The sequence below is a fragment of the Vibrio sp. 2433-A1 genome, from assembly GCF_056726085.1.
In genome coordinates this window covers 23,526-47,733 of the sequence record NZ_JBRESC010000013.1, presented here as the reverse complement: position 1 = coordinate 47,733, position 24,208 = coordinate 23,526, and the positions used below count along the sequence as shown (strand labels likewise).

The following is a 24,208-nucleotide window of genomic DNA, read 5'->3' as shown; positions in this document are numbered from 1 at the left end:
AGGGGTTTATGTCGAAGATTGAATTTACATCACAACAAAAACAGGCAATGTCGAGTGAACTGCAACGTTACTTAGAAGATGAGCTCGATGTAGAAATAGGTCAATTTGATGCTGACTTTTTGCTTGATTTTATCACGAAAAAGTTTGGTCCTGCCTTTTACAATCAAGGGTTGTCCGACGCAGAGGCAGTCATGCAGCGCAAGATAGTCGATATCGCTGATGAACTTTATGAAATAGAGCAGCCGAGTGATTTTTAACGGGTTGAAAAAGTTTCTTCAAAAATTTTGAACGACTTCATCGAGCGGTAGATGTTTTACTAATGTAAAGAATGGTAAATAATCTGTTGCAACAAACGAGAGCTATATACTCTAAATCATAACAAGAGTCATTTAACCATTAGGGCTTACAAATGGAATCAGAAATAAAAAACTACAATGTACTTGCGCGTGCCATTCATTGGCTGTCCGCCTTGGTTGTCATTGGTATGTTTGCAGTCGGTTCGTGGATGGTTGATCTTTCGTACTATAGTGAATGGTACCGAACGGCGCCACACTGGCATAAGTCAATCGGAATACTATTAGCTGCTTTGACTCTATTTAGGTTTGTATGGAAGTTTGTTACGCCGTCACCAAAAGTGGAAGGGAAAGGCTATGAGGTGATAGGGGCAAAGCTTGCTCACCTCGTAATGTATGTAATTCTACTTGCTTTACCGATCTCTGGTTACCTTATTTCGACCGAAGATGGCCGCGGAATCGATGTATTTAATTGGTTCACATTGCCAGGTTTAGGTGCTCTTTTCAAAGGGCAGGCAGATTTGGCAGGACAGATTCACTTTTATGCTGCTTGGGCGCTTATTCTTATTGCTGCTGTCCACGCTATAGCAGCTTTAAAACACCACTTTATTAATAAAGACAACACGCTACGCAAGATGATAGGAGCTTCAAAATGAAAAAAACGTTATTTGCTACCGGATTAGCAATGGTAATGGCATTACCATTTGGTGCAAGCGCGGCGGATTACATGATCGACACAAAAGGCGCTCATGCTTCAGTGAACTTTAAAGTAAGTCACTTGGGCTACAGCTTTATTAAAGGTCGTTTCAACACGTTTGACGGTGAGTTTTCATATGACCCAGCAAACGTATCAGCATCAAAAGTAACGGTGAATGTAGACACAACAAGTCTAGATTCAAACCATGCAGAGCGTGACAAACATATTCGTAGCTCAGACTTTATTGATGCGTCTAAATTCTCAACTGCAACATTCACAAGTACAAGTGTTGTAGACAAGGGTGAAGGCAAACTAGCGGTTAATGGTGATCTAAACCTTCACGGTGTGACTAAGCCAATCACAATTGACGCAACGTTTATTGGCGCAGGTCAAGATCCATGGGGTGGTGAGCGCGCTGGTTTCATCGGAACAACTCGTCTAGAGCTTGCTGATTTCGATATCGCCGTAATGGGCACTTCAAGCTATGTTGACATGGAACTTCATGTCGAAGGTATCAAGAAGTAAAAACAAAAATGCCCCCAACCTAGGTTGGGGGCGGTTTGGTCAAGCGACTTATTTCCAGACCAAATTCTGAGCCACAGCGTTGTTAGTGTTTGTTATTATTATGCTGTTTCAAGTTCACGCTGGTTTTCTACAATGTTCATACGCTCGCCGTAGATAGGGCGTAGTGCTTCCAAAACATTCTCCCTTGTAATCACGCCAACAAGCTTGCCATTGTCGAGAACAGGCAATACATGCGGTTTACTTACTTTCATTGCTTTTGCTCGTTCTTCAAGCGATAGAGTGGTGAGCTGAGTTGCAATGCCCATGCTGGTCGTTGGATAAAGCTGCTCTTTATCGATACAAAGGAATTCTGCGATATCAACAAGCTTATCGTTCGCATCAATCGCAATTACGTCACGAGCCATAATGTCGACTACTTTTTGATCTTTAGCCGGAAGGTAATCTTGACACCAAAGGTCAACCATAACGTCATGTGCTGAGAAGAACCCAACTAAACGACCTTCAATATCACAAACTGGCGCGCTGATTTGGTGATGCTCTAGTAAAGAGTCAATAGCAACAGGAGTAAGCATCTCTGCACGCAGAATTATAGGGTTCGTGTTCATTACATGTTTAGCGGTGATGTAGTTGTTCATGGTGATTTCCTTAGCCGAATTAATCTGACTTGTCTTTGTAATCGAGCGAACATTCGCTGCTTTAAGTTGTGGTCTGCGGTAAATCCCCCAGTTGGCAAGACCAACTAATAATGAGCCGCCAACGATGTTGCCGAAGGTCACTGGGATTAAATTCGCAAACAGGAATTGTTTAATATTTAGGTCTGAGTATTGCGCTGCGCTGAAGCCAACTTGCTGCCAGAATGAATCAGGAGCGAAGTTTTGAATAACGATGCCAAGTGGAACCATAAACATATTCGCAACGCAGTGCTCGAAGCCACTGGAAACAAACATCGCCACAGGCATAATCGTCATGGCTGCTTTCGTTAGTGCATTCGCGCTGCTAAACGTCAGCCAAATTGCCAAACAAACCAGTAAATTACACAGCACTCCTAGTGCAAATGCTTGCAAAGTGGAGTGATGAAGTTTGTGCTGTGCGATATTGAGTGCATTCAAACCCCATTGGCCATGATCCATTTGGTATAGACCGGCTGCCGCAACAATGGTGAGAAGCAACATGGCTCCGATAAAGTTGCCGATGTAGACCTTGCCCCAGATTGAGAGCATCTTTGTGAAGCTAATCTGTTTGTTTGCCCAAGAGATGCTGGAAAGTACTGAGCTAGTAAATAGTTCACCGCCACAAATGACGATAAGTATTAAGCCCATACTAAAGGCAAGTCCTCCTGCTAAGCGGCTAAGCCCCCAGCCAGCGTCGGTACTACCCGTGGTTACCGTTATATAGAACAAGAAAGCTAAGCCAATAAAAGCGCCAGCCATGATCGCCAAACTTAATGTCATGCCGCTGCTTTTCTTCGCTTTGCTTAATGCGAACTTCTCAGCTTCGGCCATCATTTCCATCGGCGAAAAATATTGGTTATTCGTTTGAGCCGGTGTCATATGCACTCCCGAATGTGAACGTCATAAGTAATCTCCTTAAAAGTGCAGTTACGTTTCGTGACTGCCGATTCAGAATAGGTAGCGGGAAGGTAGAGGTAAAATTGATAATTTTTAAAATCCGTATCAAAAATATTGATATAGGGATGGGAGCAGGTAAAATGAAACGACTTGTGTATCATTGATGGAAAATATGAAACTGGTTGAATTTTTAATGGTGTCTAACTTATGCAATACACAAGGATAGGAGTCCTATGCGATATTCTTTAAAGCAGCTCACCGTGTTTGATACTGTTGCGGATACTGGAAGTGTCAGCCTTGCCGCCGATAAGTTAGCCTTAACTCAATCAGCGACAAGTATGTCGTTAGCCCAACTAGAAAAGATGCTGGGGCGACCTCTATTCGAACGCCAAGGCAAACAGATGGCGTTAACGCATTGGGGTATGTGGCTAAGACCAAAAGCCAAACGCTTGTTGCAAGATGCCCAGCAAATTGAAATGGGTTTCTATGAGCAGCATTTGTTGAGTGGACATCTTAAGCTAGGCGCCAGCCAGACTCCCGCCGAACACCTAGTTCCAGACCTTATCAGTATTATTGATAACTCGTTTCCGGAAATGCGAATCTCACTAAAAGTAAAAAGTACTGACAGTGTGATAGAAGGGGTTTTAGATTATAAATATGACCTCGGGATCATCGAAGGGCGTTGTGATGACAATCGACTCCACCAAGAAGTATGGTGCCGAGACCACTTGACCGTTGTTGCCGCTGCCCATCATCCATTTGCGAAGCAAGAAACTGTGAGCCTTGCCCAACTAGAGCAAGCTAAGTGGGTATTACGTGAGCACGGCAGTGGTACACGGAAGATATTCGACAGCTCAATTCATCACTTAATTGAAGATCTTGATGTTTGGCGTGAATACGAACACGTTCCAGTGCTTCGTAGTATGGTTGAACATGGCCAGTACATCACTTGTTTGCCTTACCTTGACGTAGAACGCTTTATTGAAAGTGGTCATTTAGTAGCGTTAAATGTGCCTGAATTAAAAATGGAAAGAACGCTTTCTTTCATTTGGCGGGCCGATATGATTGAAAACCCGCTTGTTGAATGTATCAAAAGAGAAGGGGCTCGAATGATGAAGGGCAAGCCATCAGTGCTCTGATTGGTGATTCTGTTATTACCTATTTCTGTTGAAATATCGATTGCATCACAGGTTTCATGAAATGAGTGTAATAATTTGACTTTAAAATGTGATCTTTGATGTGTGATTGCGAGCGGAGTTTCTCTAAGATGCCTACTTGTACTTTTGATGTGTGAAACCACACACTGAGCGAGGCGTAATGAGCACTTTATTCGCAATCTCCCTGACTACTGGCATTTTATCTGGGCTTTGGGGCTGGATAGCGGTGACACTTGGACTACTATCGTGGGCTGGGTTTCTAGGCTGTACAAGCTACTTTGCATCACCGAACGATGGGTTTAAAGGCCTATCAGTAAGTTTGATAACCAATATGAGCGGTGTTTTTTGGGCGATGGTGATCATTCATGGTTCGCAATTCGTTTCGCTTGAAATCCTTGGCTATGTTATCACTGCTGTTGTTGCATTCTTTATGTGTATTCAAGCTAAGCAGTCGTGGCTTGCTTATATCCCAGGTACGTTTATCGGATCTTGCGCGACATTTGCTGCCGATGGTAACTGGAAGCTTGTGGTTCCATCACTAATTTTAGGTGGCATTTTTGGTTACATAATGAAGGCGAGTGGACTGTGGCTACATCAAAAGTCAAAGCAATCTCAGGTTAATGCAAGTCTACAGACGCGGTAGTGACCTTTGATAAGTCTCAGCTGTTTTCGAAAAGGGCAGCTTGGACAACCCCCGATTGATTTGTATCACCGATTTTTGATACGCGGCATCGATAAATTCGATGCCGCTTTTTTATGTGTTACCGTTCGCCATAGTCACGACTCGTTTTAGTGTCCAACGTAACAGTAAAGGAATCCCTTCCACACCTTGCTTCTCACAGTGAGAAACAATCGCCAACGCTAAGTCGGGTTTAGCAAACTTCTTCAGAACACGAGTGACGACCTTTTTCGCTGGAATAGGATGATCGAGAGGAATCTTAAGCATGTTTTTAAAGAATTCCTCGAAGCCATTGTTATAGAGATAATGTTCGATATCTCTGTCTGGAAGCTCAGTGAGGCGGTGTCTTTGCTGATCGTTATCCAATTGGGCCTTTACCGCTGCTGCATATTTCTTACCTGCCGCATCGCCATCCGTCACTACGTGCCAATCAATGCCAAACGCTTTAGCCACTTTAATCAAAGATTTCAGTCCGGACTGAGCGAACTCGATGATTTGGACACCTTCGGCTGCAAGGTTATAGCCGCACTGGTTAGCAAGTTCATTGAACAGCCAAACTTCGGTTTCACCTTCAACCAATAGCCAACAGCGAGCAAATAGTGCTCCTGGGCGATGAAAACGAATATGAAAACCAATTCGACGAAACTCGTCACGGCCTAACCCTTGGTCTGATAAATAGGTGGTAATAGTGCGATCCGACTGCCTGACTAAACGACGAATACTGTGCAGTGGAACTTGACCTAATAGATCGCCACTGTTAGTGGTGAGAATCTTCTGCATAGGCAATAGTTGCAGTAGGCCCCATGCACGAGCAAGGTGAGTAGGGTGCAAACGTCCTTCTGGGTCTTCAATGATCAATAGAGGGCGGGCACATCGCCTTAATGTAGTAGGCCCTTTTGCTTGCAAGTAGGCGTTGAGCAAACCCATAAACAAAAGTCGCGTTTGCTTATCGTTTGTTTGTTCGACAACCTCAGAAATACTCTTACTACCGGGTGATGCATTGAAAAAGATCCCATCACGTTGTTTGCGAAGGTTACTACGGATGTTTGGCTTAAATGAGAAGTAGTGCTCGACTAAAGCATTCATTGAACTTAAGCTGCTTTTCATTTCACCTTTATTGACATGGCCCGGAATCGCCATCAAACGTCGACAGGTGTTGTCGATTCGCTTCTCAACTCGTGCATTAACATTTTTAGTATTATTGATTGGCCGTTCAAAGCGTCGAGAATCTTTTAAGCGAATAACGGGATGTAATGACATCAACTCTTGAGCGAGTTTTTCTGAATGGTGAAGAGGTAAAGGGATGCCCTCCAAATCAAGAAATGAGTAACGAGTAACGATATCGTAGCCATCTCTTGATGCACTTAATCGATAGATAATTCGATTCGCGCCATTGCTGTCTTGAATCCAGAGCGGTTTGATTTTTCTGTATCGACCAGAATGGATTTCGTTTTTGTCGGTAGAAACTAGGCTCAATACGATTTGTAAGTGCTGGGTTTGTGGGTGGGAGACGGAATAGTCGACATGAAAGTCTGCCATTTCAAAATTATAAGGGTCACCTTCAGGTGGGAGTGCGACAGAAAGCGCATCCAGTAGTGATGATTTGCCCCAAGTGTTTTCACCAATTAAAGTGGTGAGCTCATCAAAGGCAATAGATAAACGTTTGATTCCGCGAAAACCAGAAATTTCGATTCGCTCAAGCTTCATTGAATCACTCCATTACGCCATTTCTATATTAAGCATAATAGAATTTTCCTGTTATAGCAGACATTTAGCTCACAAACTCGCGTTAAGGCTAGCTAGAGTATGGTCAATAAGTGAGTGATTTTGCTCATAGATATCAATGTATATGAAACGTCATGTTTAATATAAGTGTGAAATATAATGAATCTGTCACATTGGTTGCGGTAGGATGTGAGTGAAAAGAGAGATGAATATGACAGATAAAAATAACAAAACGACAAAGCTAAGAATAGCGCACATTAATGACACACACTCATACTTTGAACCAACGTCGCTGCAACTCACCATTGATGTAAACGGAGAAAAACTCTCTCCATTTGTCAGTGCAGGTGGTTTCGCACGCATCGCGACACGCGTAGAGCAATTACGTGAAGAAGCTCAATCACAAAGCACAGAGCTGCTTTTTTTGCATGCAGGCGACTGCTTCCAAGGCACGCTTTACTTCTCTTTGTTTAAAGGGGAAGCCAATGCAACACTGCTCAATAGTCTTAAGATTGATGCAATGGCACTCGGTAATCATGAACTCGATATGGGTAATGAGCCTGTTGCTCAGTTTGCCCAACAAATCCAATTCCCACTGTTAGCGGGCAACTGGGACCTTTCAAACGAACTAGAATCCAAATCGATTCGCCTTGCTGACAACCCGCGAGTTATTGCCTATAACAGCGTAACCAACGCCGCTAACTGGATTGAGAAATCGGTTGGTGATGACAAGGTAGCGATACTCTCTTTAGCGCTCGACAAAATGGTTGATATCTCTAATCCAGATATCGATACCCCTTTCATCAATGCGATTGAAACTGCGAAGCTGACTGTAGAACAGATACAAGCAGCAGGTATCAATAAGATTATCTTGTTAAGCCATATGGGCTATGACGCAGACCTAGATCTTGCCAATCATGTTGATGGTATCAGCGTGATTGTTGGCGGACACAGCCATAGGTTACAGGGTGACTTTAGTGGCTTAGGGTTAGTTAAAGACGATGAGTACGGTGTAAGAGTCAACAATACCTATGTTGTACAGGCTGGTTGTCATGCTCTGAGCCTTGGTCACTGCGATATTGAGTTTAATCACGACGGCTCTGTCGCTACCTTCAATGGCAAAAACGAGTTGCTACTAGGGCGACGCCTGTTTATCGACGCTAACATGAGCGAAACACACAGCGAAACACGATACCAACTGGCAAGAAACTTTATCGATAACCATCCAAATGTGGTGGTATGTAAAAAAGATCGCGCGCTTCAATCGATTCTTGAAGAAAAATACATCTCGCGAGTACGGATACTGCAAAAAGAGATCATCGCCAGTGCGAATCAAAAGCTACGCCACGTTCGCGTGCCTGATCAGCAAGGTCCTAGTCAACTAGCGCCCCTGGTTGCTGAATCTTTTACTTATAAGATGACACAACTCGGTCATCAGGTAGATTTTGCAATCCACAATGCAGGTGGCGTTCGAAATTCACTCAATGCTGGTGACGTCTCAGTCGCGGATGTTGCCGGAAAGCTACTACCATTTGCCGTTCCAATTGGTGTATACAAGATCCGGGGAGAGTTTTTGCCTCTTATCATTGAAGGGGCAATCAATAATGCTCTTAACAATGGCGTCAATGGTACCGGTGATGGCTCATACCCTTACACCAATAACCTTCGTTTTAATTATGTCTACGAAGCGGAAGCTGGCAATAGAGTGCAACAGATGGAAATTCGCGATCCACATGGTGTTTGGCAAAGTATTGAATCGAATGAAATTTATACTGGTACATCGTCAGCGTATACCATGAAGGGGAAAGAGGGTTATGAAGCGATTCTAAACATGCAAGGAGAAGGGCTTATTACCGCCGTTTCTATGGCTGACTGTTTCATTGAACTACTGACCAAAATGCCTGATGTACTCAACCGCGACCTACGCAGTGAACAAAAAAAGCAATGGCATAAAGGTTGCTAAATAATCTCTGGGTTCATGCTATGTATGAATAATACTCAGGGGGTATTATGTGGAGTCGAGATTGGATTGATGTAGCTGTTGTTGTTAGTTGGATTGGCGTATGGTCTGCACTTGTCTACTTTGTTCCTATTGGTGGCGTATAGCGTTGAAATGACCAAGCCAATAGCATTGATAAAAAGGAGTAATTATTTGCTCCTTTTTTGCTTTTTCTTATAGACGAATTCAATTTTCAGGCATAGAATCCGCCTTGTTTGGGGAGTAGTCGCCTCTGGTTTACTTATCGTCATCTCGTTAGACGTCGTTCTATCCGGTAAGTATAAGTATGTAAACTGAATCATTCAGTTGCGCATATTTCGACGAGACCAACGCAATCAATGTTACTTAGCTTAACCGCTGGGTAATGAGTTTGTTTGCGGTAGGGATCGTCACATATCTTAAGTTCCTCGATCCCTCCGCCTTTGGAGGATACATGACCCCAATTACTTACTTCAGTTTCGGTTTACTCACGCTTACGCTGGTCGCTTTAGACATATGGCAAACTCGTGGTGGAAAAATTACCATCAAGAAAGCCGCTGTATGGAGTCTATTTTGGTTTGCGCTTGCCTTTTTGTTTGCTGTTACCATTTACCTATTCTGGGATGTATACGCACCAGGGAGTGAATACACGGCAGAAAAAGCGACACTGTCTTTTATTACTGGCTATCTGCTTGAGAAATCACTGAGCGTAGATAACTTGTTCGTGTTTGCGATTATTTTCCATCAATATGCAGTACCAGAGCACTTACGTCCAAGAGCGTTACTATGGGGTGTGATTGGTGCGCTAGTGCTACGTGCAATAATGATTGCGGTTGGTGCTCAGCTCCTTGCTCAGTATCACTGGATTCTTTACCTATTCGCTTCGTTCTTGATTTGGACAGGTATCCAGTTAGCACGTGACAAAGGCGAAGACGAAATCAATCCACTGCCTGAGCGTATTATTCGTAAACTTGTTCCGGTTTCCGATAGCTACGCGGGTAATGCGTTGACGATCGTTGAACAGGGTAAGCGCATCGCGACCCCAATGTTCATCGTGATTGCGGTGATCGCGTTTATGGACGTGATGTTTGCTCTTGACTCTATTCCTGCGATCTTTGCGGTAACAAGGGAGCCGTTCTTAGTCTTGGCTGCAAACGTATTTGCTTTGCTTGGTTTGCGTTCTCTGTACTTTGTACTTCAGGGGATGATGGATAAGTTTATCTACCTCAAACCTGCGCTATCGTGCATTATGATATTTATTGGTATCAAGATGATGTTAGTGGGCTCAGCATGGGAAATCCCAACAGCTGTATCATTACTGGTGCTATTGGCTACGATGACAGTGGCGGTGATTGCCTCAATCATTAAGCAAAAAAATGGTTTGCAAGAAGCAACGGCAACTGTTGATAAATAAACTAATTTACTTGCGAGTAACTTCCCGCTTTCGGGAGTGAATGTTTGTAAAATATTTGTGATGCAAAGCAGGGGGTTAGATTTGCATTGAAAATACTAATTCATAAATACGTTCTAATTATGCGTATATTGAACTCTTTTTTGCATAATTGAAACAACGCTCTGTTAAAGCATTGTTTCATTAGAAAAAGTAATTCGACAAAAGAAAAATAGTCATTTTTTTTGCAAACAAACATTGCTTATTATTGCCTCAACAAAACGAATTACACCAGTTTATAGAGAGGCAATCATGGCAGCACAAACAATGCAAATGGGTACTATCAACGCACCTATCTCTATGGATAAAAAAACCTACGCGGTTTCTTTCAAAGGATTGATTGCTCACTTATTAGATATTCTATTCACAGATAACAGCGAACCACGCGCGTACTACGCAAATGATTTGTCTGGTCACATGCAGAAAGATATCGGTCTATATCGTTAATTCGAACGAGTAGATTTTAAAAACGCCAGCTAGGAATAGCTGGCGTTTTTTTTATTTTTAAGAGACTGAGCTTTATTTAAGTATACAAATACTGTTCTCGACATTAGCGGGGACAAATTTTGTACTGAATCTAATAAAATATTGACCTTACCATTGGGTTAAGCTTTAGCCTGTGAGTATCTACTGAAAAAGGTGCTTATGGGAGCAATTCATGAAATATAAAACTACTCTTACATTAATATCGATGCTGTTTAGTGTCGGAGCTATCGCATCAGAAGGGAGCGATTTCGCAAAAATGTCACCACATGAAGCGATAGAAAAAGCGAACTCATGGTATGGAACTGGGAAGGCAGTCGTTCAAGTTCAACCTAATCAAATAATTGGTCAATTTAAAGATGGAAGTATTGGTAAGATCCCTCTGAAAAGCGAATTTCTAGTATCAATTGCCCCATATATAAACAAAAATCATCCATGTAGCTTCCATGGACCAACTGGTTGCACTGGTGAGCTACAAAGGGAGAATGTTGGTGTAGCTGTATACGATGAACAGGATAACAAACAAATACTTTTCAAAATGATGAAAACAAACACCAATGGATTTATTGATCTTTGGTTACCTCGTGATAAAAAACACCTAAAAGTTACCATTACATACAAAGGGATGAAAACGACGAAAGAGATTGGCACAACCAGTAAAGATTTTACTTGCGTGACAGATATGCAGCTGCAAAAAGTATAGATATTTAAGTCGTTATAGCATCTAACGTTTAAACAAAAAAGGCGCTCAATTGAGCGCCTTTCTAATATCTGTCGAAGGTAACTTGTGATTACTTCTTACGGCAGTATTCAGCGATAACGTACATAGATTGGCCGCCGTTCGCTTTACCAGAAACAAGCTTAGGATCGTCGCCGATGCTGATGCCGCGGATAACCGTGCCTTGCTTGATTACTTGGTTAGTACCTTTAACTGGTAGGTCTTTGATAACCGTTACGTCGTCACCTTTTTTAAGTTCAACGCCGTTACAATCGAATGGTTTGTCATCAGCAGACATACCAGTCATTGCCCAGTTCATTTGATCTTCTTCCATGTACATCATGTCTAGCGCATCTTGCGCCCAGCTTTCAGTGTTTAGACGAGTTAGTTGGCGCCATGCAGTTACTTGAACAGCAGGAACTTGGCTCCACATGCTGTCATTTAGGCAACGCCAGTGGTTGATGTCTTTTGGCTCTTCGATTTCACCTAGACACTTGTCACACACCATGATGCCGTAATCTACTGTCACGTGGCTGTGCGGAGGAACGGCATAAGCGGTTAATGGTGCATCAGCAGCACATAATTCACATTTTGATTGGCAGCGTTCTAGCATAGTAGCTTCAGAAGACATAGTGGACTCACATTAGTTAGGTGTTAATTACGCGGCTATTATGCACTTTATCCATCGAAAAGAAAGGGGTATACCGAATAGCAAAGGTTTAACTGATATAAAATTGCTTTACTCTGACTTTCGAATACTAAAGGTAAACAAAATAAGCCCCATCAATGGCTTAATCTGTGTGACATTGTCACATTGTTAGCATTTTCTTTACCTCATTAGTCAGGATAGGCATAATCAACGGCGTCTTTATAGCAAATTAATAGGTTACGAGCGTTGGAACTTCTCTCGATTGAATTTTTAGGTAAGCCGCTTCGTCTAGAAGGCTCTATGGCTGGTTGGCAGCAACTGTTTTGGAACAACCAGTTGGTCTCGCAACTTGATGCCAATTCAGAGCGCGGCGATAACTCGCATCATCAGTTTACTTTGATGAATGGAGAGCAAGAGCTGGTTTGTAAACTTGAAACAACTCTAATCTGGCAGCCTTTTACTATTGATTACCATGCAACGGTGAACGGTGAAACTATCCAAAAGGGGAGCCGTGATACCAAAGATATTGAGAAGCAAGTTCCGTTCACGCCACCGACACCAGAAAAACGTTTTAGCCTAATTGGTTTATTCTCTTTAGGTATGAAGGCGCTAAAGAGTGCCAAGCTAATTAAAGTAGTGCTGGCTTCAGCGAGTTTAGCTGCGTATTCATGGCTATTTTCATTTCAGTTTGCTCTCGCGTTGATTGCTTGTTTAGTATTCCACGAATATGGCCATGTAAAGGCGATGAAGTACTTTGGTATGAAAACCAAAGGTATCTACCTTGTACCGTTTCTTGGTGGTTTAGCGCTCAGTGATGAGAAGATCAACACCCGTTGGCAAGATGTTGTTATATCGATTATGGGGCCAATGTTTGGTTTGATCCTTTCGATTATTTTGTTGGTTGTCTACTTAATTACTGGCGAGATGTTTTTCGCGGGATTAGCGGTGTTTAACGCCTTCTTAAACCTATTTAATCTACTGCCGATTTTACCGCTTGATGGCGGGCATGTACTAAAAAGCATTAGCTTCTCAATGAATAGCGTTGCGGGAATCATTCTTTGTACTGCGGCAGCGGCTGGTGGCGTGGTGCTTAGCTATTCGTTAGGCCTGACCTTATTTGGATTCTTACTGATTATGGGCATGCTAGAAATCGTCATTGAGTGGCGCGGTCGTCACCATAGCCATTTGTTACCACTAGACAGATACGGGCAAATTATCTCAGCTGTTTGGTATGTTGGTTTGGTTGCATCGCTGATTGGCATTATTTGGTTCTTTGCGTCAACAGGGGATCAATTGCTCCAGTTACCATTACTCATTCTAGGTACATAACAGATAGTAAAAAGGGAGCATGATGCTCCCTTTTACTTATGAACAATTTGGTCGTTTAGCGTTGTAGTTTGGCAAGCTTTGGATCTTTGCTTTTAAATCTTCAATACGCGTACTGTGAGAAGGGTGCGTAGAGAGCAATTCCGGTGGTTGTTTCCCGCCTGATGCCTTGGCCATGTTCTTCCATAAGTCGACACTTTGGTTAGGATCAAAGCCCGATTTCGCCATCAATTCTAATCCGACAATATCCGCTTCAGATTCCTGCGTACGCCCATAAGGCATTAATACACCATATTGAACACCTACGCCTAGCGCCGCCATAGTAACGCCTGTGTACTGAGAATACTCTGACGAACCCAAAGCAAGGTTAGTAATTTGCAGACCGGCATTGGCAATTTGAGACTGGGATAATCGCTCGTTACTGTGGTCTGCAAGAACGTGAGCAATTTCATGACCAATGACGGTTGCGAGCTGATCTTGGTTGACCGCAACATCTAATAGCCCTGTATATACGCCAATCTTCCCGCCGGGGAGTGCAAAAGCGTTAACTTGCTCGCTGTCAAACACCACAACCTCCCATTGATTGAAGCCAGGCTGAGGCGGAACGTGCTTAGTGATTGCTTGCGTAACGCACTGTACATAGGCGTTTTTCTTTTTATCCGTACTGAGTTTTTGGTCTTTCTTCATTTGCTCAAATGATTGAGCCCCTAAGCTACTCATATCGCTGTCTGAAAAAAGCAGCAATTGATTACGTCCAGTCGGAGAAGCGCTACACGCAGCGATGGCGAGTGTTGTAACGACGGTTGATAGCTTTAACCACTTTTGCATTGAATTCCCTATAGTAAATGCAAGAATCTAATTAGGTAAATCATAACATTAGGTTACAATCCCTGTTAACTGTAGTCTCGATTGGAAATATAGATGAGTATTTGGAAACGCCCGATTGACCTAGAAGTGCTAAATAAAACGTCAAAAAATACATTGATAGAGCATCTCAATATTATTTATACCGAATTTGGGGATGACTATATTTCGGCAACCATGCCAGTGTGCTCGTTCACCCACCAGCCATTGGGGATGTTACACGGCGGGGCTTCTGTGGTGTTGGCTGAAACTTTGGGTTCTGTCGCGGCTAATTTTTGTGTGGCTGAAGGCAGCTATTGTGTCGGCCTAGATATTAATGCTAACCATGTCCGCTCAATGCGCAGCGGTCATGTAATCGGGACGGCTAAGCCGATCCACATAGGGGTTTCTACTCAAGTCTGGAAAATCAATATTACCGATGATCGCGAAAGACTTGTGTGCACCAGTAGATTAACCATCGCGGTGAAAAACAAAAAGTCTACGACTCGTCGTAAAGAGGCGGAGTAATGGTTATTCATTTCAGTGCAGGGAAGGTGATTGTTACTCCTCATGAAATTGTCGTAAAACTTGAATCTGCTTCTATGGTTACGCTCCAATCTCAAGTTGATGCTATTACCTTAATTGGACGCGGTGCCAATGTAATCGCTGCAAACGGTAGCGAGACAAAGTGGTCGATTAAGCTAGACAGTGAAGATCAGCTTCAACAAATCGCACAAGAAACGAGCATTGCGATTCAATAATCTAATTAGCACTTGATCCTATCTACACAAATGAGGAAACTCATTAACATGCCAATGTTAGTGAGATTTCCTCTTTATGAGTAGCCCCCGCCTAAGAGTTCAGTTTGAAACGCTATTTGAACACTACAAAGGACAAGACTCCGGTGTTCAACTAGAAGAAATTACCGAAATCCTATTTTGTACCCGTCGTAATGCGCGAATCGTACTCAATAAAATGGAAGAAGAAGGGTGGCTAGAGTGGCATCCTGCTCCTGGGCGCGGCAAGCTTTCCCAGCTCAACTTTAAAAGAAGCCGAGCTGACGTTAGTGAGAATTTGGCAAAACGCTATTTGGAAGAAGGCAAAATCGGCCAAGCACTAAAAGTGCTCGATCACGATAGTGCCAAGCTGGCTCAAGTCGTTGAAAAATATCTTGGTATTGTCCATCAAGAGGGGCAACAAGTTGTACGCCTTCCATACTATCGACCGCTATCAAACCTAAACCCTTTTGATCAAATGAGGCGTTCGGAGCTGCACATCGCTCAGCAAATTTTTAGTGGATTAACACGTATTGATGAACAAGAGCAGTTACAAGCGGATCTAGCTCATACATGGGAAATGGTCAGCTCTAAACATTGGCGCTTTTATATTCGACCGAGTGTACGATTCCATAATGGTGATCTGCTTACGGTTGAAAACATCCTCGACTGTTTGGCCGCATTAAAGCAAAAGACGCTGTTTTCACACATCGAACGGGTTGAGTCTCCGGGGCATTTGATCGTTGATGTTCATTTGGATCGAGCTGACTATAAATTGCCTCTTTTGTTGTCAGAATCATGCGCGAAAATCACCTTACCGATTGAAAGCAGAGCGGATAACTTTGATGAGCTACCAATAGGTACCGGACCTTACCGCATCGTTCAAAACGACCAAAAACGCTTGGTTTTACAAGCTTTCGATGGATACTTTGGATTTAGACCATTACTCGATCGGGTAGAGGTGTGGGTGATTGATGAAGCGCACTCATCGATGGTGTTTCCAAGTCTAGCGAATCCAGTTCGACCAGAAACGGCTGAATTCTCTGATGAAGTTGAGTTGGACCCAGGCTGCACACTATTGATGCTCAACCGAAAAGATGGTTTGGCCGCTACTAACGATTGGGCTAACTATTTCAGTCAAAAACTGACCACGCTGAACCTGTTCCAGCAGCTTCCACAAGAAAAATTAGCTGAGCTTGGCGTCTTGCCTGCTCATGGCTTAAAGCCGGGTTGGTATCACCACACTAAACAAGGCTACACATCACCTCCGTCATATCGCACGGTGACGATTGCTTACCATGGCCAGCACCCAATGTTCCCAACACTGGTTAAATGTATTGAGTCATTGCTTAAGCAAGATGGGTTAGGCGTTAATCTGGTGACGTATGATCAAACCGTCGAGGAGACATCTGCTATTGATATATGGCTAAAACCAATGGGTATTTCCACCAACCGTGATGATGCATTAGCAGGTTGGCTACTTAACTACAGTGATATTGCCGCACTTAGTAAAGAGGAAGACTTTGAATACTGGGCTCAGCTAGTCAGAGAGTGGCAAGCAACACCAAACTCAGCATTTCCTTCAAAAGCATTGGGTAAGTCACTCGCTGAAAAAATGCAGCTGATTCCGATGTTTCACTGCTGGCTAGGGGTGAGCAAAGATCAATGTGGCTCATTACAAAACGCGAAATGTAACGCATTAGGTTGGTTTGATTTTAGTAAGGTCTGGGTTAAGCCGCAGCTTCTACAAAATGATGATGGTAATGAGTAGTGGCGAAACCAAATAAGAAACAACCGAGTAAAACGGTCAATATCTATTGTGCAAAGTGTAAAGCACAGCTGTTTAAATATCGAAAAGGAGGCAAGGGCGCTTTAGTTAAGTGTTTTAAGGAGCGTATTGTCGAAGATTTTACGAACAAGCCCTGTTTTTGCCCTGATTGCGGTGGAGAATTTGCACGCGACACGCTAGTTAGAGGTACACCAGCCTACAAGATAATCGGTGGAAAAGTGACCATGAAATAGTAGCGATCTAGAATATTATTTTGAGAAAGCGGCTGATTAAAAAGGATACAGAAAGTGTAAATAACAGAGCTCTCAAGGTTAATTTTGATCTGAATCGATAAAATACATAAAAACCTTGTTAAGAGCTATCAATGTTATTTAAAACTGTTAGAATATCCGCAGTTAATCTTCGGTTTTTCCAAATATATCTCAGAGGTACACAATGGAACTAGGTCTGATCATCACTTTTATCGTTGCAGCTGCTATTATGGTAAAGAAAGAGATGGCTAGCGCTAAGTAATTCTCACATTTGCTCCATTTTCTATATTCTTTTTAGCAAATGTTAGTGATTAAAGCTCCTTAAACGGGAGATTTTTTGTTTTTCAGCGCTTAATAATCAATTAGTTATGCCCATAAACGTAAAAAAGCCAGCTTAGAGCTGGCTTTTTGATTTATCGCTATAATTAGAATTGGTAATCTAAGCTAACACCCCAGTTACGGCCCGGCTCAGAGTAACGATCATTATATGAAGCCGTGCTAGCGCTTGAATCAACTGTAAAGTTGTCATACTGCCAATACTTCTTATCGAACGCGTTAAACAGACCTGCTCGTAACGTAAGATCTGTCATTGGTTGATAATATGCTGTGATATCAACAACGCCATAACCCGCTGAATCTTCATAATCATAAGTTTCTGTTGGCCAATCAGTTTTGCTTGCCACCAGCTTCAATGTAGCTAAGCCACCGAATTTGTGTTCAAAGTTGTCGTAACCAAGCCCAATCACTGATGTTAACGGTGCTACAGAGGTCAGTTTCTGACTAGTTTTCTTATCTTCACCTTCCGCATACGCGATAGAGAACGTAGTGTATGTACCTTTAGGCGCGCTAAACATCTGATCGAGTAGCAATACATTACTGAATTCAACACCTTTGATCTCTACTTCATCGAGGTTAACCAATGTGAAGTGTTCTTTACCTGGCGTCTTTTCAGCTAGTTGTTCCGTTGAAATGAAATCTTTGTAGTCGTTGAAGAAGCCAACTAGCTCAAATTGAGCGAACTCGTTTTTGCCACGGAAGCCGATTTCGTACGATGTGCTTTTCTCTGCTTCAAGATCTGAGTTTGGTGTAAAGTCAGAACCTTTATCGTACTCGTAATACAGCTGTTCTACGGTAGGCGCTTTGAAGCCCTGACCAATCTGCGCAAACGTGCTTAATTGGTCATTAAAGTGATAAACCGCACCAAGCTTACCGGTGAATGCATCGTCTTCGTTTACCTTATGATCAGTAGTGAATCCATCATCTGTAGACGGGTTTGCTTCATAAGCGTCATAGCGTAGCCCAACGTTAAGAACTAACTGTTCATCTAGTAGGAAAATGTTGTTTTGAGCAAATACACCCCATTGATCCATCTTCGCGTCAGGAACATTTGTCGCACCTGGTGAAGAAGTACCGTTGTCATGGAAGTAATCGACATTGTTTAATGAGAAATCAGTATTTACGTAGTTCAAGCCATAAGTGATCTCATGAGTAGAGTTACTTAACGCAACGACTTTATCGAACTGCGCATCAAATTGGACTGTTTCGTCTTCAGCGTAACGTGTTCGTGTACGCTCGCCGCTGTAACCGATCATGCCGAGGTGGTCAGTGACTAAAGCGTAGTTGTCGTTAGTGCTTTCTGTGGTTTGGAAATTCAGATTAAGCGCCATGGTATCGAAAGCAACGTTATTGCCGAGCAGTTCATAACTGATACCGATTTTTTCACGTAACGTTTCATCGTCAGAAGTCGAATTGTCATACGTAACAATGTCACCAAACATAGGGTGGCTAGAAGTGTAATTGCCACTTAGCTTGTTTTCTTCAAAGTTTTGATTGTTGCGCTCGTACGTCAAGCCGATACGGTTTTGTTCGTTCAATTGGTAATAGACTTTTGCAAGGATATTGCTCATGTCTTTATCAGCAGGGTTTGCAATTCCGCGATCTTCACCTTCTACGTCAGCACCATCACCATACGTTTCTGTTTCATGACCTTGCGCATAGGTACCGATAAGAATGGTTTCAAGATCGCCGCGGCGCATAGCCCAAGTTAAAGTATTCTTGAACTGCTCATCGCTTGATGAGTAAGATGATTTAATACCAAAGCGAGACTCATCTCCGTCAGTTACAAGGAAGTCTTCAGGATCTTTAGTCTTAAGAACAACCACACCGCCCAGCGCGTTTGAACCATATAGGGTTGAAGAAGCGCCTTTGTTTATTTCAATCGCTTGAAGGGTATCGACTTCAATTGTGTTCGGGTAAATTGCCTGAGTGCCGCCGCCTGAGTTGTACGGGGTAACTTGTTGAACACCATCAACAACAACTTTAACTCGGTCACCATCCATACCGCGGATGTTGAAGCCTGAAATACCAAAGCGACCAGACGTTGTCGCATCAACTCCAGGGGTGTTAAGAAGAACATCTTTTAAATCGTTTGAAAGAGAGTTGTCGATATCTTCAGCGGTAAATGAGTCAATAGATGCAGCTACGTCTTCTTTGCTTTGCTCTGTACGTGTTGCAGATACCACAACTTCGTCAAATAGGGCATATTCTTCGGCGGAGGCAGTTGACGTCAGCGCTAAAACGATTGAAGCTGACAGTAGAGATTGCTTATACATTATGTTTATTACCTTTTATCCATATAGGTTTTCGTTGAACGGGGAAATTCTATTGGATCTAAATGATAATTACTATTGTTTGCGTTGGCGTTTTTAGTATTTTTCGTACGCCATATTTGTCATAATTACGAGAAAGTCCTTAAATTACAGTTAGATAATCAATTATTTAACATTTGTAAAGGTTCAACTAATACCTGTATTGCGTGATCAGAGTCACGTTATTTGCGGTGGCTATAGATAAGGAAAGCAGTTGTGCAGAGTCCAATAACATTAGAAGCACTTCATATATTAGATGCGATTGAAAGGAGAGGCAGCTTCGCAGCGGCAGCAAATGAACTCGACCGAGCACCTTCATCGCTGAGCTATCAAATTCAAAAGCTCGAACAAGACCTCGATATCATGATCTTCGATCGCTCTGGACATAAAGCGAACTTTACCGAAGCAGGGCGTCTGATCCTTGAGCGAGGTAGAGACATCCTTGCTGCAACGGAGAAGCTGGTCAACGATGCGAGCGTACTGGCCAATGGTTGGGAGCTTGATATTACGCTCGCATTTGACGGCATTATTCCGGTTAAAAACTTTTTTGGTTTAGTTGCGGAGCTTGGCAATGTGAGTTCGACACGCATCAAGCTGCAAGAAGAGATTCTCGCTGGGTGCTGGGAGTCGTTAAACAATGGTCGGGCTGACTTACTTGTTGCGCCAAGAATCGACACCTTACCCCAAGACGTGAAGGCTGAAGCCATCGGTACGATGGAAATGATTTGGGTCGCGGCAGCGGATCACTACGTACATAAGCGTGTCGGCGAGTTTGATGAAGAGGCTCGCGAAAAATATCGAATCATTGCCATCGCAGATACCGCGAGGGAACAACCAGTGCTGACAGTTAATATTACCCAACGTCAACCGCGGCTTACTGTGACCAACTTTTCAGCCAAAGTTGATGCGCTTAAGTTAGGGTTGGGGATTGGTACTTTACCGAAAGAGCTGGCCCTGGAGCTGATCGAAGAAGGTGTGATTAAACAAATTGAAGGAACCAAGCCGCAGCCAATCGACATTATACTGGCGTGGAAACGTAATAAGATTGGTGAAGCGAAATCTTGGTGCATTCAGTACTTGATGAAGCACTGGAAGAAGCAATCAAGAGTATAATTAATAAGGGGAGCTCGATGGCTCCCCTTAATCATCTATTCCGTTAAGCAAAGGCGCATATCCGCGACGCCATCTTCAAACTGAACGTCTAACTCGAACCCTAGCTTTTGAGCCAACATTAACATGCCTCTGTTGGTTGGCATCGTCATCCCAGACATTTGTATGGTGCCTTTGTGGCGACAGTATTGAATTATCTTATTCATCAGCACTTTACCTAAGCCGTTACCCTTAAGATCAGAGCGGATCAAAATGGCAAATTCAGCGTCGGTGTTTTCTGGGTTGATTAAAGCGCGTGATACCCCAATGATTGGTGAGCCCGGACGAGACTGACTTACAGCGACGAATGCCATTTCCCTGTCGTAATCAATTTGAGTCAAGTTTGCCAATGCTTCGTGGTTGAACTCGCCAACATCGGTAAAGAAACGTTTGTAGAGATCTTCTTTCGAGACATTTTTAATAAAGTCAGCATGATGCGGCTCATCTTCAGGAAGAATAGGACGCAGCAACACCTGTTCACCGTCTTTGAGCTCAATGAGTTCTTCGTACTCTACAGGGTAAGGGCGAATCGCCAATCTTTGCTGCGCGTCCCCTTCGTATCTTTTTAATACTAAGTCTGCATCGATAATGGTGAAATTGGACCCATTAGCGAGCACTGGATGAATATCCATTTCATGTACTTGAGGGCAATCAACGACCATTTGTGAGATGCGAACAAGTAACTCTGACAGACCATGAATATCCATTGGCTCTGGCAGTTTTTGCAGGCGAATTTTGCCATTTTTTATCGCTCTAACGATAAGATAGCGGGCAAGAGCCATATTCAGTGGTGGCAGAGCAGAAGCTGCATCGATAGATTCATCCCACTCTGAACCACCTTGACCTAGTAAAATAACAGGGCCAAAGGTGTCGTCATGCTTGACTTTAATCCGAATTTCTTCGCCACCTGCTAGCTTAGCCATCCCTTGAACTAAAAGGCCATGAATGTTGGCTGAAGGATAAGAGAGCTTAGTACGATCCAGTATCGCGTCAGAGGCGTTAGCAACTTCAGTGCTGTTTCTTAAGTTAAGCATTACGCCTTGTACATCTGACTTATGAGCGATGTCAGGAGAACGGAGTTTAACCGCAACTGGGTAGCCGATTTGCTCAGCGACGTGAACCGCTTCACTTGAGTCTGACGCAATCCAAGTCGGGAGTACTTCAAAGTTGAAACAGCGCAAAAAAGGGCCGATTTGGTGAGTATCTAAAGAGACTGTGTTTTTATCCAGTAGCTTTTCTTCTATCCAATTATTCGCTTCTTTCAACTCAGCAATATGGACTGGTTCTGCGGTCGTTGGCGTTTCCATTAGTTGTTTTTGGTTACGTCTGTACTCGACAAGGTGCATGAAGGCGACTACTGCACTTTCTGGCGTGCGATATGTTGGAATACCAGCTTGAGTGAAAATATCTCGGGCAGGTTTCGCGGTGAGCTCACCAGACCAGTTGGTCAGAAAATTGAAGCGCTTGTGACGTGGGTGCGCTTTAATCGCATCAACAACCGCTTTGGCTGTTAACTCTGAATGCGCAACAGCAGAAGGGCTGTGCATGATCAGAATCGCGTCAGCACAATCTGTATCCATCAGCGCGTTCAGTGTATTCACGTAGCGAGATTGATCCGCATCGCCGACCATATCAATCGGGTTGTTGTAACTCCAGCTAGGAGGTAGAAGAGTAGTCAACTTATTCAAAGTTTCATCAGACAGCTGTGCTAATTTACCACCGCGTTCGAGCAATGCGTCGACAGCCATAATCGCAGGGCCACCACCATTGGTAATGATGGCCAGTTTCTCACCGCGTAATGGGACTGAATGTGTTAAAGTTTCTACCGCTGCAAATAGTTCATGCGAGTTGTTTACGCGCAGCATACCCGTACGACGAATCGCAGAGTCGTAGATGATATCGAGTGTATCGTCCCCACCAGTATGAGCTTTGGCTGCGAGACGTCCGGCAGACGTTCTACCACCTTTTAGAACCAAAATTCGACGGTTACGAGACGCAGCACGCGCGGCGGACATAAAGCGGCGAGCATCTTTTATCGTATCGACGTAGAGCAATATTGCCTCGGTATGGGTGTCGGTACTTAACTGATCTAAAAGATCAGCAAAGTCGATATCTAGAGCATTGCCGAGCGAAATAAACGCTGAAAAGCCGATATTTTTGTCATTGGCCCAATCAAGAATGGTCGTACACATCGCCGCGGATTGAGAAATAAAGGCAATCTTGCCTTTTTCAGCAGTAACCGGAGAAAATGAAGCGTTGAAATTCACCCAAGGCAGCACTAAACCTAAACTGTTGGGGCCGAGTATGCGCATACCACTTTGTTTGGCAATTTTAAGACAGGCAGACTGAATACTGTCGCCATCATCATTGGATAAATGCATATCGGCAGAAAGGACGATTACCGATTTAACCTGTTTATCTGCAAGCTGTTGAAATAAAGCTTGATTGTATTTTGCATGAGTACACAAGATAGCCACATCGGGCACGATCGGCAATTGATCGACTGAAGAATAGGCGAGTACACCACAAACCGATGAATATTTTGGAGTGACGGGCATAATCGCACCTTCGAAGCCGCCATGAAGTAAGTTCTTCATCACGATATTGCCGGCTCGCATCGGTTTAGTCGATGCACCAATAACGGCGACAGAACGAGGTTTAAAGAGTTGGTTCAAGTTGCTCATCTCATGCTCCCAATACAGCGACAACACTCATCCTAGCGAACCTAACTGGTAAATACCCAGAGATTTTGATGTTGTTTTAATCAGATCACTGGGGCGCTGGTTAAGTTTGTGCCATGCGTCACAGTGTATTGATATATAATTAGAATGTTGGGTTGATTCTCTTCCTTTCTAACGGCATGATTTACAGTAATTTCTAGTTAAGGCATTTAAAATTTCATGAAAAAAATTGCGATTGTTGGCTTATCAGTGGTGCTTTCTGCATGTGTATCGAGTGATTATGTCACCGATGTGAGCTCGGAAAGCTATCGTGAGGATTACAAAACAGCTAAGGTTGAACAACCAGTTGTATCACAGCAGGGAATGATCAACGGCATTTCAGAAGACAACGTTGCTGTTGTTAATATGTCTACTCCAGAAAAACAGGCTGTGAAGACACAGGCTAAAGCGAAACCCGCTAAAGTGAAACCAGCTGTAGCGATTATTCCGCCTACTGCTAAACAGAAAGCGATGAACCCGCGTTATGGTTTTACTATTCAAGTGGTTGCTGTAGGTTCACAAACTAAGGTTGATCAGTTTGCACGTAAATTACCACGTGACAACCAACCTATCTGGGAAAACTATAAAGTCGTGAACGGTACGAAATGGTACTCAGTGCTTTACGGTGATTACGCAACTCGCACAGATGCAAAAAAAGCGATCAATGAACTTCCAAGTGAATTCCAATCATTGAAACCTTTTGTGAAGAGCATTGATGCAATCAAGAACTCTCAATACCCAACTTTGAACAAGTTGAACTAATACCATTTTTATAAGAAGGGGC

General features: G+C 43.2%; 22 protein-coding genes. 16 read left to right on the top strand and 6 right to left on the bottom strand.

All coding sequences use genetic code 11. The annotated features are described in order from the left end of the window. The first annotated feature begins 8 nt into the window (after positions 1 to 8). From ACU01J_RS14145 to ACU01J_RS14135, 3 genes are all read left to right on the top strand, one after another. Positions 9 to 257, top strand: coding sequence for a DUF2164 domain-containing protein (locus tag ACU01J_RS14145; protein ID WP_053439127.1), 249 nt, complete (start codon positions 9 to 11; stop codon positions 255 to 257). 152 nt (positions 258 to 409) lie between these two features. Next, a complete protein-coding gene (locus ACU01J_RS14140; protein ID WP_481086279.1) occupies positions 410 to 949 on the top strand; it encodes a cytochrome b in 540 nt (179 codons plus the stop codon). Next, complete coding sequence (locus ACU01J_RS14135) at positions 946 to 1,515, top strand: YceI family protein (protein WP_394126191.1); 570 nt, start codon at positions 946 to 948, stop codon at positions 1,513 to 1,515. The genes ACU01J_RS14140 and ACU01J_RS14135 overlap by 4 nt, the downstream gene beginning before the upstream one ends. 98 nt (positions 1,516 to 1,613) lie before the next feature. On the opposite strand, the gene focA is transcribed toward ACU01J_RS14135, so the two are convergent. Next, positions 1,614 to 3,065, bottom strand: coding sequence for a formate transporter FocA (focA, locus tag ACU01J_RS14130; RefSeq protein WP_481086278.1), 1,452 nt, complete (start codon positions 3,063 to 3,065; stop codon positions 1,614 to 1,616). A gap of 251 nt (positions 3,066 to 3,316) precedes the next feature. Here focA and ACU01J_RS14125 point away from each other — a divergent pair, with 251 nt between their 5' ends. Then, positions 3,317 to 4,222 carry a LysR substrate-binding domain-containing protein gene (locus tag ACU01J_RS14125; RefSeq protein ID WP_481086277.1) on the top strand — a complete coding sequence of 302 codons (906 nt, stop codon included), beginning with the start codon at positions 3,317 to 3,319 and terminating at the stop codon, positions 4,220 to 4,222. Positions 4,223 to 4,400: 178 nt separating this feature from the next. Continuing rightward, positions 4,401 to 4,883, top strand: a complete 483-nt coding sequence (locus tag ACU01J_RS14120) for a DUF1097 domain-containing protein (protein WP_481086276.1) — start codon at positions 4,401 to 4,403, stop codon at positions 4,881 to 4,883. 111 nt (positions 4,884 to 4,994) lie between these two features. Here ACU01J_RS14120 and ACU01J_RS14115 read toward each other — a convergent pair whose 3' ends face one another. Continuing rightward, on the bottom strand, positions 4,995 to 6,626 hold the full coding sequence (locus tag ACU01J_RS14115; protein WP_481086275.1) for an ATP-dependent endonuclease: 1,632 nt from the start codon (positions 6,624 to 6,626) through the stop codon (positions 4,995 to 4,997). 229 nt (positions 6,627 to 6,855) lie between these two features. Here ACU01J_RS14115 and ACU01J_RS14110 point away from each other — a divergent pair, with 229 nt between their 5' ends. The 4 genes from ACU01J_RS14110 (at position 6,856) to ACU01J_RS14095 (ending at position 11,258) form a co-directional block, all read left to right on the top strand. Then, positions 6,856 to 8,607, top strand: coding sequence for a bifunctional metallophosphatase/5'-nucleotidase (locus ACU01J_RS14110; protein WP_481086274.1), 1,752 nt, complete (start codon positions 6,856 to 6,858; stop codon positions 8,605 to 8,607). A gap of 469 nt (positions 8,608 to 9,076) precedes the next feature. Next, complete coding sequence (locus ACU01J_RS14105; RefSeq protein WP_481086273.1) at positions 9,077 to 10,036, top strand: TerC/Alx family metal homeostasis membrane protein; 960 nt, start codon at positions 9,077 to 9,079, stop codon at positions 10,034 to 10,036. Between the two features lie 288 nt (positions 10,037 to 10,324). Next, a complete protein-coding gene (locus ACU01J_RS14100) occupies positions 10,325 to 10,519 on the top strand; it encodes a hypothetical protein (RefSeq protein WP_481086272.1) in 195 nt (64 codons plus the stop codon). Positions 10,520 to 10,730: 211 nt separating this feature from the next. Then, positions 10,731 to 11,258 (top strand): CueP family metal-binding protein, encoded by a 528-nt coding sequence (locus tag ACU01J_RS14095; protein ID WP_481086271.1) that lies wholly within the window; start codon positions 10,731 to 10,733, stop codon positions 11,256 to 11,258. Positions 11,259 to 11,346: 88 nt separating this feature from the next. Here the strand turns inward: ACU01J_RS14095 and ACU01J_RS14090 are convergent, their stop codons facing one another. Beyond that, a complete protein-coding gene (locus ACU01J_RS14090; RefSeq protein WP_481086270.1) occupies positions 11,347 to 11,904 on the bottom strand; it encodes a PhnA domain-containing protein in 558 nt (185 codons plus the stop codon). Positions 11,905 to 12,168: 264 nt separating this feature from the next. On the opposite strand from ACU01J_RS14090, the gene ACU01J_RS14085 reads away from it, so the two are divergent. After that, the gene (locus ACU01J_RS14085; RefSeq protein WP_481086269.1) at positions 12,169 to 13,251 is read left to right on the top strand and encodes a site-2 protease family protein; all 1,083 of its coding nucleotides are present in this window, start codon (positions 12,169 to 12,171) and stop codon (positions 13,249 to 13,251) included. 36 nt (positions 13,252 to 13,287) lie between these two features. On the opposite strand, the gene ACU01J_RS14080 is transcribed toward ACU01J_RS14085, so the two are convergent. Next, complete coding sequence (locus ACU01J_RS14080) at positions 13,288 to 14,076, bottom strand: M48 family metallopeptidase (RefSeq protein WP_481086268.1); 789 nt, start codon at positions 14,074 to 14,076, stop codon at positions 13,288 to 13,290. A gap of 93 nt (positions 14,077 to 14,169) precedes the next feature. On the opposite strand from ACU01J_RS14080, the gene ACU01J_RS14075 reads away from it, so the two are divergent. The 4 genes from ACU01J_RS14075 (at position 14,170) to ACU01J_RS14060 (ending at position 16,889) form a co-directional block, all read left to right on the top strand. After that, complete coding sequence (locus tag ACU01J_RS14075) at positions 14,170 to 14,619, top strand: hotdog fold thioesterase (RefSeq protein ID WP_481086267.1); 450 nt, start codon at positions 14,170 to 14,172, stop codon at positions 14,617 to 14,619. Then, the gene (locus ACU01J_RS14070; RefSeq protein WP_394126201.1) at positions 14,619 to 14,852 is read left to right on the top strand and encodes a DUF3389 domain-containing protein; all 234 of its coding nucleotides are present in this window, start codon (positions 14,619 to 14,621) and stop codon (positions 14,850 to 14,852) included. The genes ACU01J_RS14075 and ACU01J_RS14070 overlap by 1 nt, the downstream gene beginning before the upstream one ends. A gap of 76 nt (positions 14,853 to 14,928) precedes the next feature. Next, the gene (locus ACU01J_RS14065; RefSeq protein ID WP_481086266.1) at positions 14,929 to 16,638 is read left to right on the top strand and encodes an SgrR family transcriptional regulator; all 1,710 of its coding nucleotides are present in this window, start codon (positions 14,929 to 14,931) and stop codon (positions 16,636 to 16,638) included. Then, positions 16,638 to 16,889: a hypothetical protein gene (locus ACU01J_RS14060; protein ID WP_481086265.1), complete on the top strand. Its 252-nt coding sequence runs from the start codon at positions 16,638 to 16,640 to the stop codon at positions 16,887 to 16,889. The genes ACU01J_RS14065 and ACU01J_RS14060 overlap by 1 nt, the downstream gene beginning before the upstream one ends. 443 nt (positions 16,890 to 17,332) lie before the next feature. Here the strand turns inward: ACU01J_RS14060 and ACU01J_RS14055 are convergent, their stop codons facing one another. Further along, positions 17,333 to 19,519 carry a TonB-dependent hemoglobin/transferrin/lactoferrin family receptor gene (locus ACU01J_RS14055; RefSeq protein ID WP_481086264.1) on the bottom strand — a complete coding sequence of 729 codons (2,187 nt, stop codon included), beginning with the start codon at positions 19,517 to 19,519 and terminating at the stop codon, positions 17,333 to 17,335. Positions 19,520 to 19,771: 252 nt separating this feature from the next. Here ACU01J_RS14055 and ACU01J_RS14050 point away from each other — a divergent pair, with 252 nt between their 5' ends. After that, a complete protein-coding gene (locus ACU01J_RS14050) occupies positions 19,772 to 20,668 on the top strand; it encodes a LysR family transcriptional regulator (RefSeq protein ID WP_481086263.1) in 897 nt (298 codons plus the stop codon). 35 nt (positions 20,669 to 20,703) lie between these two features. On the opposite strand, the gene ACU01J_RS14045 is transcribed toward ACU01J_RS14050, so the two are convergent. Continuing rightward, positions 20,704 to 23,388 (bottom strand): bifunctional acetate--CoA ligase family protein/GNAT family N-acetyltransferase, encoded by a 2,685-nt coding sequence (locus ACU01J_RS14045; protein WP_481086262.1) that lies wholly within the window; start codon positions 23,386 to 23,388, stop codon positions 20,704 to 20,706. A 216-nt stretch (positions 23,389 to 23,604) separates the two neighbouring features. Between ACU01J_RS14045 and ACU01J_RS14040 the strand changes: the two genes are divergently transcribed. Continuing rightward, positions 23,605 to 24,186 carry an SPOR domain-containing protein gene (locus tag ACU01J_RS14040; protein WP_481086261.1) on the top strand — a complete coding sequence of 194 codons (582 nt, stop codon included), beginning with the start codon at positions 23,605 to 23,607 and terminating at the stop codon, positions 24,184 to 24,186. The last annotated feature ends 22 nt before the right edge of the window (positions 24,187 to 24,208 follow it).